Annotated in this window: 12 protein-coding genes; 4 read left to right on the forward strand and 8 right to left on the reverse strand. The window is 65.1% G+C overall.

The annotated features are described in order from the left end of the window. Positions 1-54: 54 nt before the first annotated feature. Both HMPREF2874_RS03035 and HMPREF2874_RS09315 read right to left on the reverse strand, forming a co-directional pair. The gene (locus tag HMPREF2874_RS03035; protein WP_070648902.1) at positions 55-777 is read right to left on the reverse strand and encodes a Maf family protein; all 723 of its coding nucleotides are present in this window, start codon (positions 775-777) and stop codon (positions 55-57) included. Between the two features lie 346 nt (positions 778-1,123). Beyond that, positions 1,124-1,279 carry a hypothetical protein gene (locus HMPREF2874_RS09315; RefSeq protein WP_168165151.1) on the reverse strand — a complete coding sequence of 52 codons (156 nt, stop codon included), beginning with the start codon at positions 1,277-1,279 and terminating at the stop codon, positions 1,124-1,126. A gap of 274 nt (positions 1,280-1,553) precedes the next feature. Here HMPREF2874_RS09315 and HMPREF2874_RS03040 point away from each other — a divergent pair, with 274 nt between their 5' ends. Beyond that, positions 1,554-2,525: a hypothetical protein gene (locus HMPREF2874_RS03040; protein WP_141754206.1), complete on the forward strand. Its 972-nt coding sequence runs from the start codon at positions 1,554-1,556 to the stop codon at positions 2,523-2,525. A gap of 54 nt (positions 2,526-2,579) precedes the next feature. Then, on the forward strand, positions 2,580-3,875 hold the full coding sequence (locus tag HMPREF2874_RS03045; RefSeq protein WP_070648903.1) for a glutathionylspermidine synthase family protein: 1,296 nt from the start codon (positions 2,580-2,582) through the stop codon (positions 3,873-3,875). 145 nt (positions 3,876-4,020) lie between these two features. Here the strand turns inward: HMPREF2874_RS03045 and HMPREF2874_RS03050 are convergent, their stop codons facing one another. The 6 genes from HMPREF2874_RS03050 to HMPREF2874_RS03075 all read right to left on the reverse strand — a co-directional run bounded on the left by HMPREF2874_RS03050 (position 4,021) and on the right by HMPREF2874_RS03075 (position 12,875). Continuing rightward, positions 4,021-5,772: a DUF885 domain-containing protein gene (locus HMPREF2874_RS03050; RefSeq protein WP_070648904.1), complete on the reverse strand. Its 1,752-nt coding sequence runs from the start codon at positions 5,770-5,772 to the stop codon at positions 4,021-4,023. 216 nt (positions 5,773-5,988) lie between these two features. Next, positions 5,989-8,358 (reverse strand): restriction endonuclease, encoded by a 2,370-nt coding sequence (locus tag HMPREF2874_RS03055; RefSeq protein WP_246823755.1) that lies wholly within the window; start codon positions 8,356-8,358, stop codon positions 5,989-5,991. Positions 8,359-8,843: 485 nt separating this feature from the next. After that, positions 8,844-9,782 (reverse strand): restriction endonuclease, encoded by a 939-nt coding sequence (locus HMPREF2874_RS03060; RefSeq protein WP_246823756.1) that lies wholly within the window; start codon positions 9,780-9,782, stop codon positions 8,844-8,846. 414 nt (positions 9,783-10,196) lie between these two features. Next, positions 10,197-10,610: an acyl-CoA carboxylase subunit epsilon gene (locus tag HMPREF2874_RS03065; protein ID WP_070648906.1), complete on the reverse strand. Its 414-nt coding sequence runs from the start codon at positions 10,608-10,610 to the stop codon at positions 10,197-10,199. Positions 10,611-10,740: 130 nt separating this feature from the next. Next, positions 10,741-12,342, reverse strand: coding sequence for an acyl-CoA carboxylase subunit beta (locus tag HMPREF2874_RS03070; RefSeq protein WP_070648907.1), 1,602 nt, complete (start codon positions 12,340-12,342; stop codon positions 10,741-10,743). 251 nt (positions 12,343-12,593) lie between these two features. After that, the gene (locus HMPREF2874_RS03075) at positions 12,594-12,875 is read right to left on the reverse strand and encodes a YciI family protein (protein WP_049332886.1); all 282 of its coding nucleotides are present in this window, start codon (positions 12,873-12,875) and stop codon (positions 12,594-12,596) included. A gap of 281 nt (positions 12,876-13,156) precedes the next feature. Between HMPREF2874_RS03075 and HMPREF2874_RS03080 the strand changes: the two genes are divergently transcribed. Both HMPREF2874_RS03080 and HMPREF2874_RS03085 read left to right on the forward strand, forming a co-directional pair. Next, positions 13,157-14,113 carry a biotin--[acetyl-CoA-carboxylase] ligase gene (locus tag HMPREF2874_RS03080; protein WP_070648908.1) on the forward strand — a complete coding sequence of 319 codons (957 nt, stop codon included), beginning with the start codon at positions 13,157-13,159 and terminating at the stop codon, positions 14,111-14,113. A gap of 64 nt (positions 14,114-14,177) precedes the next feature. After that, on the forward strand, positions 14,178-14,666 hold the full coding sequence (locus HMPREF2874_RS03085) for a glucose ABC transporter permease (RefSeq protein WP_070648909.1): 489 nt from the start codon (positions 14,178-14,180) through the stop codon (positions 14,664-14,666). The last annotated feature ends 234 nt before the right edge of the window (positions 14,667-14,900 follow it).

The raw sequence follows: 14,900 nt of genomic DNA on the forward strand, positions 1-14,900 counted from the left end.
GTCCGGCGTGCGCGCCCGCGCGGGTGTTTTCGTCCTCGGGACTGGTCCGCTGGATCAGTCCTCGGGCGGTAGCCACAGGTCCGTGACGGCTACGCCGCGGCGGCGCAGCAGCTCGCGCAGGGCGTGGATGGACAGCCCAACCACCGTGTGGAACTCGCCCTCGATACCGCGGATAAACGCCGAACCGTAGCCGTCCAGGGTGAAGGAGCCCGCCACCCACAGCGGCTCGCCCGTGGCGATGTACGCTTCGACCTCGGCGGGGCTCAGCTCATCGAAGTGCACGACGGCGCTGCGCAGCTCAGCAACGGCGGGCGCCTCCGCATGCTTCTCGGGGTCAAACTCCCGCAGGTCCACGAGCGCGTGACCCGTGTGGAGCGTGCCGTGGTGCCCGCTCATGGCGGTGATGCGCTCGCGGGCGTTCTCTGCGGTGTGCGGCTTGCCGTAGGCCCGCCCCTCGAACTCGAAGACGGAATCGCAGCCCAGCACCAGGGCATCGCGCACGCCCTCGGCGGCCAGCTCCTCGGCAACCGCTCGGGCCTTGAGGCTCGCCAGGAGGGAAGCGGTCTCGGCCGGGCTGAGCCCCTCGCGTCCTTCGGCTCGTGCCCGCTCGTTGGCGGCGGCGAGCGCGGCGTCCTCATCAACCGAGGAGACGCGCACCGTAAAGGCGATGCGGGAATCCTCCAGGAGCTTACGGCGCGCGGGGGATGCAGAGGCGAGCACCAATCGTGCCGGCGCGGCCTCGGCGGAAGGGACGGGGGAGGGGTCTACTGCAGTCATGCTCTCTATTTTAAGGCCGGGAGCGGGAAGTTTACCCTCACGTGCACCTTGAAGCTTGCCGCGCTCGCGATGGGCGTACAGGTAGCGCGCGAACGGACCGCGATAGGCCGAGTACAGGCCGCGGGCTAGGTTTGCAATTATGGGCTTGCTGTCTAGGTCTGCGATTCATGCGACGAACCCCGCTGCGGGTACGCAAACGGCGTATCCCAATCCCCGCAACCGCGGGGAGCGAGATACGCCGTAAACATGACGCCGTAAACATGGTGACGGTCGCTTAGCGTGCCGGCGGCCTCAAAACCGTCCGCGCGGAGCTGCGGGAACACCCGACTTGGCCGACCTAACGGGCCTAGCGAGTCTCGGCCACCTGCAGGCGCTTCGGCTCGTCGGCCACCTGCTCCTCGTACAGCGCCTCCGGCACGAGGCGGCTTGGGGTGAGCGGCGACGAGAGAGCAGGCTGCGCGAAACGAGGTGCGAAGCCTTCGGAGCGCCGAAAAGCAAACAACAGGCAAACTCGAATGGAACGCGGGCATAACGAGACCGGCACAACGCGTGAAACCTCGTGAGACGGCTCCCCGAACCAAGGCGACTCCCAGACTCCCTTGCTATGCTGGATGTGCGTCCGGGATAGGCCCCGGACCAGCGCCGTTTTCGCTCTTCCGGCCCGTGCAACGGCCCGGTGATGCCCCCCCCTGCCGAGGCCGTCCTCGGCAGGCTCTCACCGGCCGGCCGCACATCCGGCGAGAACGCCCCCGCACGACACCTTCAAGGAGAGATGCATGAGTTCTGCACCCCAACACCCGGGCGGAACCCACCGGGTTGATCAGCCCAAGACCTCGCGAGGCCCCCTCAACTCCATTGCCGACTTCGCGAGCCGCGCCGCCCGCTCCACCTCGCAGAACGCCGTGAATCTGGGCGCCACCCGCCCCGGCGTGACCAAGATGATCGCGGTGGCCGGCGCCGGCGTGCTGCTCATCGGTGGCGGCATCTTTGCCTACAACAGCATGCATCAGGAGGAGAACGCCTTCCTCGCCTCCGACGATGAGTACGCCCGCGTCTGCCAGGATGCCACGACCGGTCAGCGCGTGGACGACTCCGAATGTGAGAAGGCAGGTGCGCAGGAAACGACCGCCAGCCCCTCGGAGTCGGCCAGCTCGGATTCCTCGAACTCCTCGAATTCCTCGAGCTCTTCGGGTTCCTCGGGTTCTTCCGGTTCTTCGGGCACCTCGAACTCCTCCACCACGACCCACCACAGCGGCTCCAACGCCTTCCTGTGGTACTACCTGGGCCGTCAGAGCGCCGCCAACTCGAACGGAGCGTCGAGCAACTACATTCCGCGCGTGGGCGAGAAGCTCTCGGGTGGCTCCACGACCCGTCCCTCGAACGGCACGGTGTACAGCGGCGTGCCCTCAAGCGGCGGTGGATTCGAGGACTCCTACCGCAGCGCCAAGAAGTCCTCGACGATTTCGTCGGGTAAGGAAACCTCGACCAAGAACACCGGTAAGACCTCCTCGGTGCGCGATAACACGACCGGCACCGTCTCGAACTCCCGCCGCAACGGCAGTAGCGGTAGCAATTCTGGCTCCTCCAACTCCTCTAAGTCGGGTACCAGCTCCAGCAACAAGTCCAGCAACAAGTCGGGTAGCAAGTCGGGCTCGTCCAGCTCGAACAAGTCGGGTAGCAAGTCCAGCGGCAGCAAGGGCGGCTTCGGCGGTGGCTCCAAGTCCGGCGGCGGCCGCTCCGGCGGCTAAGCCCTCCCGCATCCGCACCCGTACATCACCCCCGCTACCGGCAAGGAAACCACTATGCGCCGTGAAGAATTCCCCCTGGGCCGCCCCGAGTGGGAGAAGGTCATCGTCGAAGAAGGCCTCACCTACAGCGTGGACGGCCCCGACGACCCCGACCACTACTGGAACGAGTACGCAGCCTACATCTTCAGCCCGGAAGAGATGAATTCCGTCCGCGCCCAGGCCGAAGAAATGCACCGCATGTGCCTGAGCGCCGTGGACTACCTGGCCTCCGGGGCCTTTGGCACCCTGGGCCTGCCGCACGGCGCCTTCAACCTGGCCGTCGAGTCCTGGAACCGCCGCGACCCCGACTTCTACGGACGCTTCGACTTCATCTACTCCGGCGTGCCCGGCGAACCCCTCAAGCTGCTGGAGTACAACGCCGACACCCCCACCGGCATCGTGGAGGCGGCCGTCTGCCAGAAGACCTGGGCCAAGGATCAGCGCCTCGACATGCAGGGCTACGCGCACTGGGGCGAAATCGGCGAGGCCTTCGTGGACCGCTGGCGACAGATTTTTGCGCCCGAGCTCACGAGTGGCCAGCGCCCCGTCCTGCACCTGGCCCACGTGCCCGAGGACATCGACGAGAACCGGGAAGACTACAACAACCTGTGGCTCATCGCCTACGCTGCCCAGCAGGCCGGCATCGAAACCATCCTCGTGCCCATCGACGAGATCATCTTTGACGAACCGACCAAGAGCTGGAAGGACGCCGAGGGTCGGCCCATCAGCAACCTCTTCAAGCTCTACCCCTGGGAGGACCTGGCCACCGACAGCGACTCGGGCTACGACCAGCTGCTCTTCGCCTACCACGGCGCGGTGCAGCGCTGGATTGAGCCCGCCTGGAAGATGTTCCTGTCCAATAAGCTGCTGCTGGCCGCTCTCTGGGATAAGTACCCGGGCCACCCGAACCTGGTACCCACCTACGCCGGGCATCGCGGCGACCTGCGCAACTGGGTGCGCAAGCCCATCTTCGGGCGCGAAGGCGACGGCGTGGAGATTTACGCCCCCGACTACAACGTCTTCGTCAAGCCGGAGGAGGACGACTTCTTCTCCACCGCCCCCGAGAGCGAGTTCGTCTACCAGGAGTACATCCCGGCACCCCGCTACGAGGGCATCATCCAGCCGGTGAGCCACCCCGTTCTGGGCGTGTGGGTCGTCGGCGGACGTTGCGTGGGCGTGGGCATCCGCGAGTCCAACGGCGCGCTCACCGACTACTGGTGCCGCTTCGCGCCGCACCTGGTTGACCTGAACACCCCCGGTTCGCTGGGCTCCGCCTCGCAGGATCCCGGCACGGCAAACTTCGGCTACTAGGCACGCACGCCGGGTTCAGCTGAGGCTGAACCACCGAGCCCGCTAACGCCGAAGGCCCCCACCTCACTAGCTGAGGCGGGGGCCTTCGGCGTTATGCCAGCCGTTGCGGCGGGGCCGTGACGAAAAACCGACGCGGCGCTACGGCCTAGTCGTCGTCATCGTCGTCTTCGGCCTCGAGCGGAAGCATCATCTCGTCGGTGAGCGCACGACGCAGGGTGTCCAGACCCACCGAGCCGAGCATCAGGGCTCGAGTGTGGAACTGGCGCATATCCTCGCCGCGGGCCAGGGCCTGCTCGCGCAGCTGCAGCCACAGGCGCTCGCCGATCTTGTAGCTGGGGGCCTGGCCCGGCCAGCCCAGGTAGCGCAGGAACTCGAAACGCAGGTGACCCTCGGACTCGTCCAGGTTCTGCTTCAGGAATTCGTAGCCCAGCTCGGAGGTCCAAATCGTGCCGGGCTCAACGCCGAGCTGCTCAGCCCACTCCGCGGGAATCGGCATCTCGCAGTGAACGCCGATATCGAAGACCACGCGGGCCGCGCGCATCCGCTGCGCGTTCAGCATGCCCATGCGGTCGCCCGGATCCTTCAGGTAGCCCAGCTCCTCCATGAGACGCTCGGCGTACAGGGCCCAGCCCTCGCCGTGACCCGAAACCCACAGCATGTTGGTACGCCAGGAGTTCATGGTGCCGGCCAGCGCCGTGGCGATGGAAATCTGCAGGTGGTGCCCCGGAACGCCCTCGTGGTACACGGTGGAGGTTTCGCGCCAGGTCGTGAACCGGTCCTCGCCCTCGGGCACGGACCACCACATGCGGCCGGGACGCGAGAAGTCGGGGGAGGGGCCGGTGTAGTAGATGCCGCCCTCGTGGGTGGGCGCGATGCAGCACTCGATGCGGCGCATGGGGCCGCCAATCGCGAAGTGCTCGGCGGAGAGGTCCTCCACCGCCGCGTCGGCAAGCTTCTGCATCCACGCCTTCAGCTCGTCGGTGCCGTTCAGCTGTCGGTTCGGGTCTTCGTCGAGCAGCTGCTTGGCGCGCTCGATGCTGGCGCCGGGTTCAATCTCTTCGGCCACTTCGCGCTGACGGGCGATGATGCTCTCCAGCTCCTTCACGCCCCAGACGTAGGTTTCGTCCAGGTCGACGGTGGTGCCCAGGAAGGATCGCGAGTGCAGACTGTACGCCTCGCGGCCCACCGCATCGCGGGCGGGTGCGGCGGGCTGCAGAACCGTCACGAGGTAGTCATTGAGGTGGCGGTAGCCGTCCTTGGCGCGCTCGGCACCCTCTGCGGCGGCCTCGGCCAGCTCGGGCTCGGCGGCGGCAACCTCGGCGGCCAGCTCGTCAAAGAAACCGCCGGGCGCGTAGTACGCGGCGGTCTGCTCGATGACGATGTCCACCTGGCGGCGCGGGGAAATCTTGCCGTCCGCACGGGCAGCCTCGAGGCTCAGCACGAGCCCGTCCAGCGCCTCGGGTACGCGGTGCATGCGGCCGATAATGTGCTCCCAGTCCTCGCGGGAGTTGCGCTTCATGAGGTCGAAGACGGAGCGCACCTCCTGCGGAACAGAGGTGATGTTGTTGAGCTGCCAATAGCCGAAGCCCGCCTTGCGCTGGGCACGGTACAGGGTCAAGCGCTCCTGAAGGGCGTCCAGGGTAACCAGGTCGACGTCGTCGATGGGCAGAACGCTGTCAATCTTCTTGAGGGTTTTCTTGGCCAGGCGGTGTAGCGCCTTCTCACCGGCGGGGGAGTAATCGGGGTAGAGGGTTTCGACGCCCTTGCGGCCCAGCTCTGTAGCCAGCACGGGGTTAAGGTCGAGGACCTTTTCGAAGTAATCGTTGGCCAGCTGATCGACGTCGCTCAACTGGCGCTTCACACGGTAAATGCTCGGAAGTTCCTGGTAGGTGCTCATGTTCATATCCTAACCCAGCAGTGTGCCTTCTGCCACGATATGCCCCTCTTGTGGCGGTATTATTACACACCGCGACGGGGCAGGCCGGTCGGGGGGGGCACCGGGAGAGCACGGGGCCCGCGCACACGGATGATTCTCGTGTGCACGGGCCTCTCGATAGCGGCTCTTTCGTCCGGATGCGGACCTCCCGGCTCCGCCCGGCCACCCCGCGAGCCGTTAGCTCGTGAAGTACTCGCCCTTCAGCTCGAGCAGACCGCCGGTTCCTTCGGCCACGCCCAGGCGGTGCGCGATGAGGCGATCCTGTAGCTCATTACCCGAAACCAGATCCACCAGAATCTGCGGGTACTTGGTCGAGCAGCGGATGAACTCGTCGTAGGCCTCATCGCTGAACGCGGTGTTCGTGATGAAGGTGCCGAGCTGACCGCCTCGGGCGTGTACGGCCAGGAAGAATTGGGTGACTTCCCGCGGGGAAACCGTTCCGGAATCCAGACGTAGGGCCCGAATGTAGAACGCGCGTTCTGCATCGCCGCTGGCGGGGGTCGCCACGCCGTCCACGTCCTGAGCATCCAACGGCTCAACGCTGTAGCCGCGCATGAGGAACAGATCGAACCCGATGCGGCGGAAGCGCTCGTCGCTCACGCCCGCCAGCGCCGGGGCCAGGGCCTCGCGGCGGAAGACCGCACGGTACCGCTTGAGAGCCTCACGCACCTGGGATGCGGCGACCTCAAGGGCTGCGGAGGGCTCGACGCTCACGGTCGCAGCGGGTGCCTCGGAAACGGCGGGGGCCGACGCTTGTGCGGGGGCCGGAACCGAGGCGGGTACCGCGGGGGTCTCCGAGGCCGAGGGGGTAGCGGACGCGGCGGCACCCGGGCGGGCTAGCAGTGCGGGGGAAGCGCCCGGCACCGGCTCGGCACGATGCGACTGCTCACGAGCGGCCAGGCGGGCCTGACGCTCGGCGGCGCGCGCCTCCTTGGCTGCCTGCACCGCCTGCTCGCGGGCGGCAAGCTCCTCGGCAATATCCTGCGGCAGCTTGTGCTTGAGCGATTGCGGCGGCAGGGGCGCCATGCGGGCGGTCACCGCCTCCGGGGCGTCCTCGGGGAAGCGCTCCAGCAGCTCGCGACCCGACTCGCTCAGCTCGTAGCGTTCCGGGTTCTTGCGGGAGGTGCGGCCCGTACCCTCGCGCAGGGCGTTCAAGAGCCGCTCACCCTTGAGCACGTGCATGGCCACCGAGAAGCGGTTGCGCAGGCGCGGGGTCAGCTTGTAGCGGTGCGGCGCGATTTCCCCCTGCAGGTAGGGGATGTTGAGGGAAGCCTTCAGCTCGTCGTACACGTCGTAGTACGAGATGCGCGGGCTCTCGCTCACAATCTTCAGGATCGGGTAGAGCAGCTGGTGCGGGTAGGGCAGCGCGTCCACCGCGGCGGGGTCGAGCAGGGTTGCGGTCACCAGGCGTTCAACCTTCGGCTCCTGAGCCTGCGCGAGCGCGGGGGCAAAATCCGGTCCCAGCGAGTACACGGTGTCGCGCTCGGAGAGGTAACGGTGCGCGGTCAGCACGTCGTAGAGGTAGTCCTGCGCCTCAATCCGCTGGAAGTAGGGGTTCTCCGCGGCGGCCTTGAGGCGTTCGTCCCGCTCGAAGACCTGCTCCAGGCTGGGCAGGCTCAGTTCGACGTCCGCGCCGCCATCGTTGAGCACGCCGAAGAGCAGAGCACCCATGTGCACCAGCAGCTTCTCGGTCGCGAGAATATCCTCTGCGGTTACGGCGGCGGCATCGTCCTCGGGGACCTCCTTCAGCACCGAGGACAGCTCGGCGGCGGGTACCGCCTGCTCGGGGTAGCGTGCCACGAGTTCCTTCGCCTCGGGCGAGAGCGAGTACAGGGTCACCGGCGAATCGGTGTGCTCGTGGATGGTCTTCGTGCGCAGGTATCCGGCGCGGGTCAGCAGGCTCAGCGCCCGGGCGATGGCTGGCTCAACGATGCGCTGCTCCAGGTAGGACAGGCCGTACCAGCCCTGCACGAAACCGCACTCGCGCAGCACCAGTTCGCGAATCTTAACGGGGGCGGTCGCGGGGTAGGAGGGGGTGACGCTCAGCACGATCGGCAGCAGCTCGCGGACCGTTAGATGCGAGAGCAGCTCGGGGTAGAAGCGCTGCAGGTAGTACAGGTAGACGCCGGTCTGCAGGGGCAGAATCTTCGCGAGGTCGCGGGCCTGGCTCTCCTTGGGGGCGGCGAGTAGCTCGCGCCCGGCCTCGCTGAGCGCGTAGTTCAGGTTGCCGGGGTGCAGCTGGCTGAGGGAAACCTCCAGGTAGTCGCTGTTGACGAGGGCGGTGATGAGTTTATTGACGGCCTCGCGGAAGAGCACGGTGTCATCGACGGCGATAAAACGCTGAGTCATGGTGAAGCCCAGGTCCACACCGACCGGGGTGTACGTATCGGGGAAGAAAACCTTCTCGCCCCGCTCGGATGCACGCTCAAAGTGGTGCAGGAGCGAGAAAACGGCCGCGAGGCTGAGGGTGTGAGCCTGCTCGGGCAGCGCCTCCCAGGAAGTCTGTTCCTGCAGCTGACGCAGGTCGGAGTGATCGAGGTGAAGCATCGTTTTATTCACAAAAGCCACTGGGGGGATTCCTTATCGTGATTTAAATGTATGAATTTATGGTGGTGCGACGCGCCGCGAACGACGCTCGGGCCGAGTAAGGGCGGCCCCCGAGTGAATATTGCGGGGCTTATCTCCCTAACCCGGAGCTGTCCTCTGCTCTGAGAACGCGAGGAATATGCGTCGCATAACATTCTTTATTCTAGCCGTACAAGGCGGCGCTCCCCATTTCGAGGTAGGCCGAGAAATACGCGGAAGAAAATATGCGGAAGATAGGTGCCGGAATTAATGACGAGAAATACCTGGAAATCTACCGAGACATCAACGGGCACCGCGGGGAAACAGGCGCCGAGCGAATTTGTCGTAGCGCATATCGTGGCCGGCAAATATCCGGCGAATATACATACGTATATCGCAGGCTCGTGTCGCAGGCGTAAATCCCCGTGCGAGCGGCTGCGGTAGCTGCGCCACCAGCACGGGGTAGGTTAGGGTTCTATGCCCTTCTCGAAGTACTCTTCGTCAATTGTGTAGCCACATTCGCCCTCGCCCTCGCGCACGCCCACGCGATGGCGAATCATGAGCTCCACCAGCTTGTGCTGATCGACCAGCGCAATATTGCGCGCGCCCGGAAGACCCTGCAGGTACTCGGGAACCGGCTGGGCGAACGAACCGCAGGTCACGAGCACCCCCTGCAGACCGCCGTGCAGAAGAACCGCCCCGGCCAGCTTCTGAATCTCATTGGGCGTAACCTTCATGGTTCCGCAATAGTGCTTAACCTGAATGTAAATGGGAGCGAAATCGAGACCGTCGGAATAGCGGGCAATAACGTCGACGCCCTTATCGTCCACGCCGCCGGTCACTTCGGTGATAAAGCCGAGGGCCGTAAAAATATCGGCCACAATATGCTCAAAATATTCCGGGGTAACGGCGTAAATATGCTGAATTAAATCCCGCGTAAAATGCTCGGCAAATTCAGCCTGGGCGTGCATAATTGGCGATTCGCTGGCCTTGAGTATCACGTCGAGGGGAGTGCCCTGTGGTGACCCGTCACCGAAACCCGCCTCTCCGGGGGTGCCGGCCGCGGCGAGTTGCTCCTGCATGCTTTCAGCCTCTGCCGGGAGGAACGCATCCAGCCCCGAATCCTCGGAGGAATGAGAGAAGAGCGAGCGCCGCGTCTGCGCCTCCTGAAGGAGGGCGTTGGCCTGTTTCTTAAGCTTTTTGGCGCTCTTGGCGGTCAGGTTTTGCGCGCACAGCGACTGAACCTGCTTGACCACGCGCGGCGGCACGGTGCCGTGCAGATGCGGGGTGCAGGTGAGCTCCGCACCCAGGGGAGTGAGGAGGTACTTGCGCTTCTCCCACGGGGTAAGCCGGGGCATGAGCTGGGCGTAACGCAACGCCACCAAGATCTTAAGGGTGGTACGCACCGCAGCCGCAAAATCGGTGGATTCGAGGTCCGGAAGATCCTTCCGCGAGCCGAGGGCCTTTGTCTGCTGTCGTAGCTGTTCACAAATATAGGCGGCTGTGCGAGGTGAGGTTTTCGACAGGCGCCGGAGCGTCGGCAGGAGAAGTGTGATGTAGACATCCGGAGGGGGCTTGTGATTTTTAGTCATATTTTTAGACACGTTCCCTGTCGTATATCAACACTATTATGATTGTGTGTATATCGTATCACTAAAGCGCATCATTATGCCCTATCCGGGTGAATTATGACGGAACCGCTCGGTTATCTGTATTTTGCGGTGAATACGGTGCTATTTCGATAAAGAAGCCCGAAAATAAATGATTCCCGCCGTGTCTTTCGACAATCGGCGGGAACCAATCTAAATCGGAGAGAGAGCCTACATGGGGCGCGCGCGCCTCCACGAACCGGGGCCCGGACGCAACGAGGCGCCCAGACGCTGACGACGGTTCAAGATGCGCGAAGCCGCACCCACCAACGTGTTCTGCTCCTGGTGCGCGGCGTTCGCCTGCATCGCGGCCACCACGGCGGTCAGAGCCGCGAGCTCCTCCTCGGTCGGGTTGCCCTTCGTGACCTTCAGGAACGGCTCGTGCTCCTCGGCCTCCTCGTGATGCGCCTCAGCCCGACCGCGGGGCGAAGGGGCGACCGCCTCGGAATGTGCCCGGGACGCGCTGCGCGAGGAAGCGTGCGCGCCCTCGCGGCCTCGACCCGACGGGGCGGGGGTCGCCGAGGTGCTCGTCGCATCCTTCTTCTTGCCGAACGAGAAGTAACTCAGCGGATTGTAGCCTGCCATCGGCACGCCTCCTTAGAACCTAAGAACCCGCACGGTTCGACCCTCCTGGTTTCGGAGGGAGCGAACCGTGCGGTACGGGGCGCGGGCGGCACCCCAATACATGGGAGTAGAAACGCTATTGTCGCGAGGTTTACAGCGGGATGTTGCCGTGCTTCTTCGCGGGGGTGGCCGCACGCTTATCGTGCAGGGCGCGCAGCGAGGAGATGATGCGCACGCGAGTCTCGCTCGGGGCAATCACCTCGTCGATGTAACCGAGCTCAGCCGCCTGGTAAGGGTTCAGCAGCTCCTCCTCGTACTTGGCGATCAGCTCGGCGCGGCGTGCCTCAACGTCACCGCCCTCGGCGGCCAGCGCGGCCAGCTCGCGGCGGTACAGGATGTTAACGGCGCCCTGCGCACCCATCACGCCAATCTGCGCGGTGGGCCAGGCCAGGTTGATATCGGCGCCCAGCTTCTTCGAGCCCATCACGATGTACGCGCCACCGTAGGCCTTGCGGGTAATGACGGTGACCAGCGGAACGGTCGCCTCCGCGTAGGCGTAGAGCAGCTTCGCACCGCGGCGGATAATGCCGTTGAACTCCTGATCGGTACCGGGCAGGAAGCCGGGCACATCCACGAAGGTCAGAATCGGAATGTTGAAGGCATCGCAATTGCGCACGAAGCGGGCGGCCTTCTCGGAGGCAGCGATGTCCAGGCAACCGGCGAACTGCATCGGCTGGTTGGCGACAATACCGACCGTGCGGCCCTCAACGCGGGCGTAACCAATCATCACGTTCGGGGCGTACAGCGCCTGCATCTCGAGGAAGTGGCCGTCGTCCACGACCGACTCGATAACCTCGCGCATATCGTAGGGCTGGTTGGCCGAATCCGGAATCAGGGTATCCAGATCCAGGTCGTCCACGGTCACCTCGGGATCCTGATCGTGCTCAAGCGGCAGGGACTCCGTGAGGTTATTCGAGGGCAGGAACTCCAGCAGCTCGCGCACGAAGTCGAAGGCGTCGTCCTCATCCTCGGCCAGGTAGGTGCTGGTGCCGGTCACGGAATTGTGCTGACGCGCGCCACCCAGGGTCTCCATGTCTACGTCCTCGCCGGTCACGGTCTTGATGACGTCCGGGCCGGTGATGAACATGTGAGAGGTCTTATCCACCATGACGATGTAGTCGGTCAGGGCGGGGGAGTACGCCGCACCGCCGGCGCACGGGCCCATAATGACCGAAATCTGCGGAATCACGCCGGAGGCGCGCACGTTCATGCGGAAGATATCGGCGAACATCGCCAGCGATGCCACGCCCTCCTGGATGCGGGCGCCGCCGCCGTCGTTAATACCGATGACGGGGCAACCGTTCTTCAGCGCAAACTTCTGCACCTTCACGATCTTTTCGCCGTTGACCTGCGAGAGGGAACCGCCGTACACGGTGAAATCCTGAGAGTACACGGCGACCAGGCGGCCATCCACCGTGCCGTAGCCGGAGACCAGGCCGTCGCCGAGAGGCTTCTTCGACTCCATGCCGAAGGCCGTGGTGCGGTGGCGCGCCAGGGCGTCGAACTCAACGAAAGAGCCCTCGTCCAGGAGCATTTCGATGCGCTCGCGGGCGGTGTTCTTACCACGGGCATGCTGCTTTTCGATGGCTGCCTCACCGCTGGGCACGTAGCTACGCTCGCGGCGCGCGTAAAAATCGGCGAGCTTACCGGCGGTGGTGCTCAGATCGTATTCCTGCTGGAGGTTCTCGGACATTATTCCTCGTTCCTGCTCCTACCCGACGCGACGGGAGCCAGTGGTTGCGGTGATGGATGTTTGCCCTCCCCGACGACGGGACGGGCATAACAGTGCATATCCTTAAACTATAGTGCGAACTGGGGCACACATGCCAGACGAAGAGCGCACATCCCATCGTTAGATACACTCGCGTGCACGCAGAAATCCCCTCCGCGCGGGCCCTTATGAGCCGCGGGAGGGGAAGCGTCCGTATCGACGACGGAAAACGACTAGATGGTGCCCAGCACGGGGTTCCAGGCGGTCACGGTGTGCGAAACCACGGCGCCGCCGACGTTCATGGGGTCGTTAGCCACAATCTTCTCGGCGTCCTCAGCGGAATCGACCTTCGCAATCAGCAGGGCGCCGGTTGCGACCTCGCCGTCGAGCAGGGGGCCGGAAACAATCAGGTTGCCGGCCTCAATCTGAGAGGCCAGGTACTCGCGGTGAGCCGGACGGTACTTGGCCTGCTCCTCGGGTGCGGCGTAAACGTAGGTAATTGCGTAGTGAGCCATGGGGACTTCCTTCGGGCTAAAACTCGGGGTGAGCGGGGCGGACCCCGCATCTGCTTCGGTGCATTACACACCCGCACTGTCTAATGTACCGTCTCGTTGCCGCCGGGAACAGCGGGCACGCAAAGAAAGCGAGGGAAGGGGCGCGGTGGACGGCCGCTTGATGATATCGTGAGAACCCGCACCGTTTGGGCAGAACCGAACGGGTCGCAACGTGCCGACGGGTGCCGCGCGAAGCACGAAAACCAGAACAAACCAAAAACCAGAACAAACCGGGGGAGAATATGACCGAAAGCAACGAGAGCGAACGGACTCCGGCCACCGTGCTGGATACCACCGTGCTGGATGCACCCCGCGCCCGCACCGCCGCCCTGGATGCCGGCTACGCGAGCGTGCACCTCTTCGACAGCGTGGACTCCACCACCACCCGGGCCCGCGAACTGCTCATGAACGGAACCGACGCCGACCGCGAAAGCCTCGGCGAACTCTCCGTCTTCTCAACCCTCTACCAAAGCGACGGCCGAGGCCGGCTGGCTCGCCCCTGGACTGCGCCGCCCGGCGCGTGCCTTGCCACGAGCATCGTGGTGCGCCCGCACGCCTCGACCGAACCCGGTACCCGCGAACTGCCCGAAGACAGCTACCACTGGCTCACCCTCGTGGCCGGGCTGAGCGTCGTGGACATCTGGCGGCACTACGGCGCCGAGGCCCACCTCAAATGGCCCAACGACGTTATCGCCAACGGGGCGAAGGGCTGCGGCGTGCTCGCCCAGCTCGTACCCGAAAGCGGAGCCAATGAGAGGCTGCGCAGCATTATCGTGGGCATCGGCCAGAACACCAATATGACCGCAGAGCAACTCCCGGTCCCCACCGCCACGAGCCTGCTTTTGTGCACGGGATGCACCGTCGACTCGACCGAGGTGCTCGAGCGCCTGCTGGTCGCCTTCGCCCGACGCTACCGCGCCTTCCTGCGCGCCGGGGGAGACCCCGAGGCCGCCGACCCCCTCACCGGCGCACCCAGCCTGCTGGATGCGGCCCGCGCCGTGTGCTCCACCCTCGGCGCCGAGGTGGCCATGAGCCTGCCCGACGGCAGCGTCGTGCGCGGCGTGGCCGAGGACATGGACGCGCAGGGACGCATCCTGATTCGCCGCGAGGACGGCACGCTCGCCCCCTACGCGGTGGGCGATATTGAGCACCTGCGCCCGGCCAACGGTAGCTACGGGGACTTCCGCCCGGCACACTAGAGGTACGAGAAGACCTCGGCGACCACCTCGCCAACACCAGACCCACCACCAATCGAGGAGTGCCATGCGCCTGCGCGGACAACTCAACCCCGGCGAATACGTCATCGTCGCGACCCGCCAGCACCCGGGGGCGCTGCTGCCCAGCCTCACCTGCCTGCTGCTCGGCATCGCGGCTGCGGCCTTCGCATCCACGGCGCATTCCTCCGCGATCCTCTGGTGGGTCGGCACAATTGCGGCGGCCGCGTTCTTCATCGGCGCACTGCGCATCGGGTGGCGCTGGCTGACCACCGGGTACCTCATCACCACGCACCGCCTGGTGGTGCGACGGGGGCTCGTGACCCGCACAGGCGACGAGTCTCTCTACCTGGATTCGCTGGGGCAGCGCTGGGTGCGCGAGGGCGCTCCGGGGTCCTGGCTGGGGTACGGTTCGGTCTACGTGGTATGCCGCGGAGTGCACCACCGTCTGCGCTACGTTCCCGCTCCCGAGCGCTTCGACGCGGAGCTGGAGTCGGCCTACCGCGAGCACTACCCCCTGCGCGCCGGCTACATCTAAACCTCATCGTTTCGCCGCGTCAAAGCGGACTCGCGGGACGGCCCCTCGGCTGAACCCCGCCGGAAAAACGCTGACTGGAGTATCCTTAACTGTGAAATACTCCACTACCGCGCCCTCTCATGGGGGTAGAGGTGAGCCCGGAACCACACGCCGGGCGGGGTGCAAGGCACGATTCGCCGCGGCGGAAGGTGCCCCAACCGGCGGGAAGCGCTCGCGCGGCAGGCATTATTGCCC

The organism is Rothia sp. HMSC068F09 (genome assembly GCF_001812775.1).
In the GTDB taxonomy this organism is placed as follows: Bacteria; Actinomycetota; Actinomycetes; order Actinomycetales; family Micrococcaceae; genus Rothia; species Rothia mucilaginosa_A.

What these genes read in the sequence shown, in the direction of transcription:
- HMPREF2874_RS03055 (WP_246823755.1), bottom strand. Translation starts at nt 8,358, where the DNA reads ATGCTTCACCTCGATCACTCCGACCTGCGTCAGCTGCAGGAACAGACT.
- HMPREF2874_RS03045 (WP_070648903.1), top strand. Translation starts at nt 2,580, where the DNA reads ATGCGCCGTGAAGAATTCCCCCTGGGCCGCCCCGAGTGGGAGAAGGTC.
- HMPREF2874_RS03035 (WP_070648902.1), bottom strand. Translation starts at nt 777, where the DNA reads ATGACTGCAGTAGACCCCTCCCCCGTCCCTTCCGCCGAGGCCGCGCCG.
- HMPREF2874_RS03075 (WP_049332886.1), bottom strand. Translation starts at nt 12,875, where the DNA reads ATGGCTCACTACGCAATTACCTACGTTTACGCCGCACCCGAGGAGCAG.
- HMPREF2874_RS03050 (WP_070648904.1), bottom strand. Translation starts at nt 5,772, where the DNA reads ATGAGCACCTACCAGGAACTTCCGAGCATTTACCGTGTGAAGCGCCAG.
- HMPREF2874_RS03085 (WP_070648909.1), top strand. Translation starts at nt 14,178, where the DNA reads ATGCGCCTGCGCGGACAACTCAACCCCGGCGAATACGTCATCGTCGCG.
- HMPREF2874_RS03070 (WP_070648907.1), bottom strand. Translation starts at nt 12,342, where the DNA reads ATGTCCGAGAACCTCCAGCAGGAATACGATCTGAGCACCACCGCCGGT.
- HMPREF2874_RS03080 (WP_070648908.1), top strand. Translation starts at nt 13,157, where the DNA reads ATGACCGAAAGCAACGAGAGCGAACGGACTCCGGCCACCGTGCTGGAT.
- HMPREF2874_RS03040 (WP_141754206.1), top strand. Translation starts at nt 1,554, where the DNA reads ATGAGTTCTGCACCCCAACACCCGGGCGGAACCCACCGGGTTGATCAG.
- HMPREF2874_RS03065 (WP_070648906.1), bottom strand. Translation starts at nt 10,610, where the DNA reads ATGGCAGGCTACAATCCGCTGAGTTACTTCTCGTTCGGCAAGAAGAAG.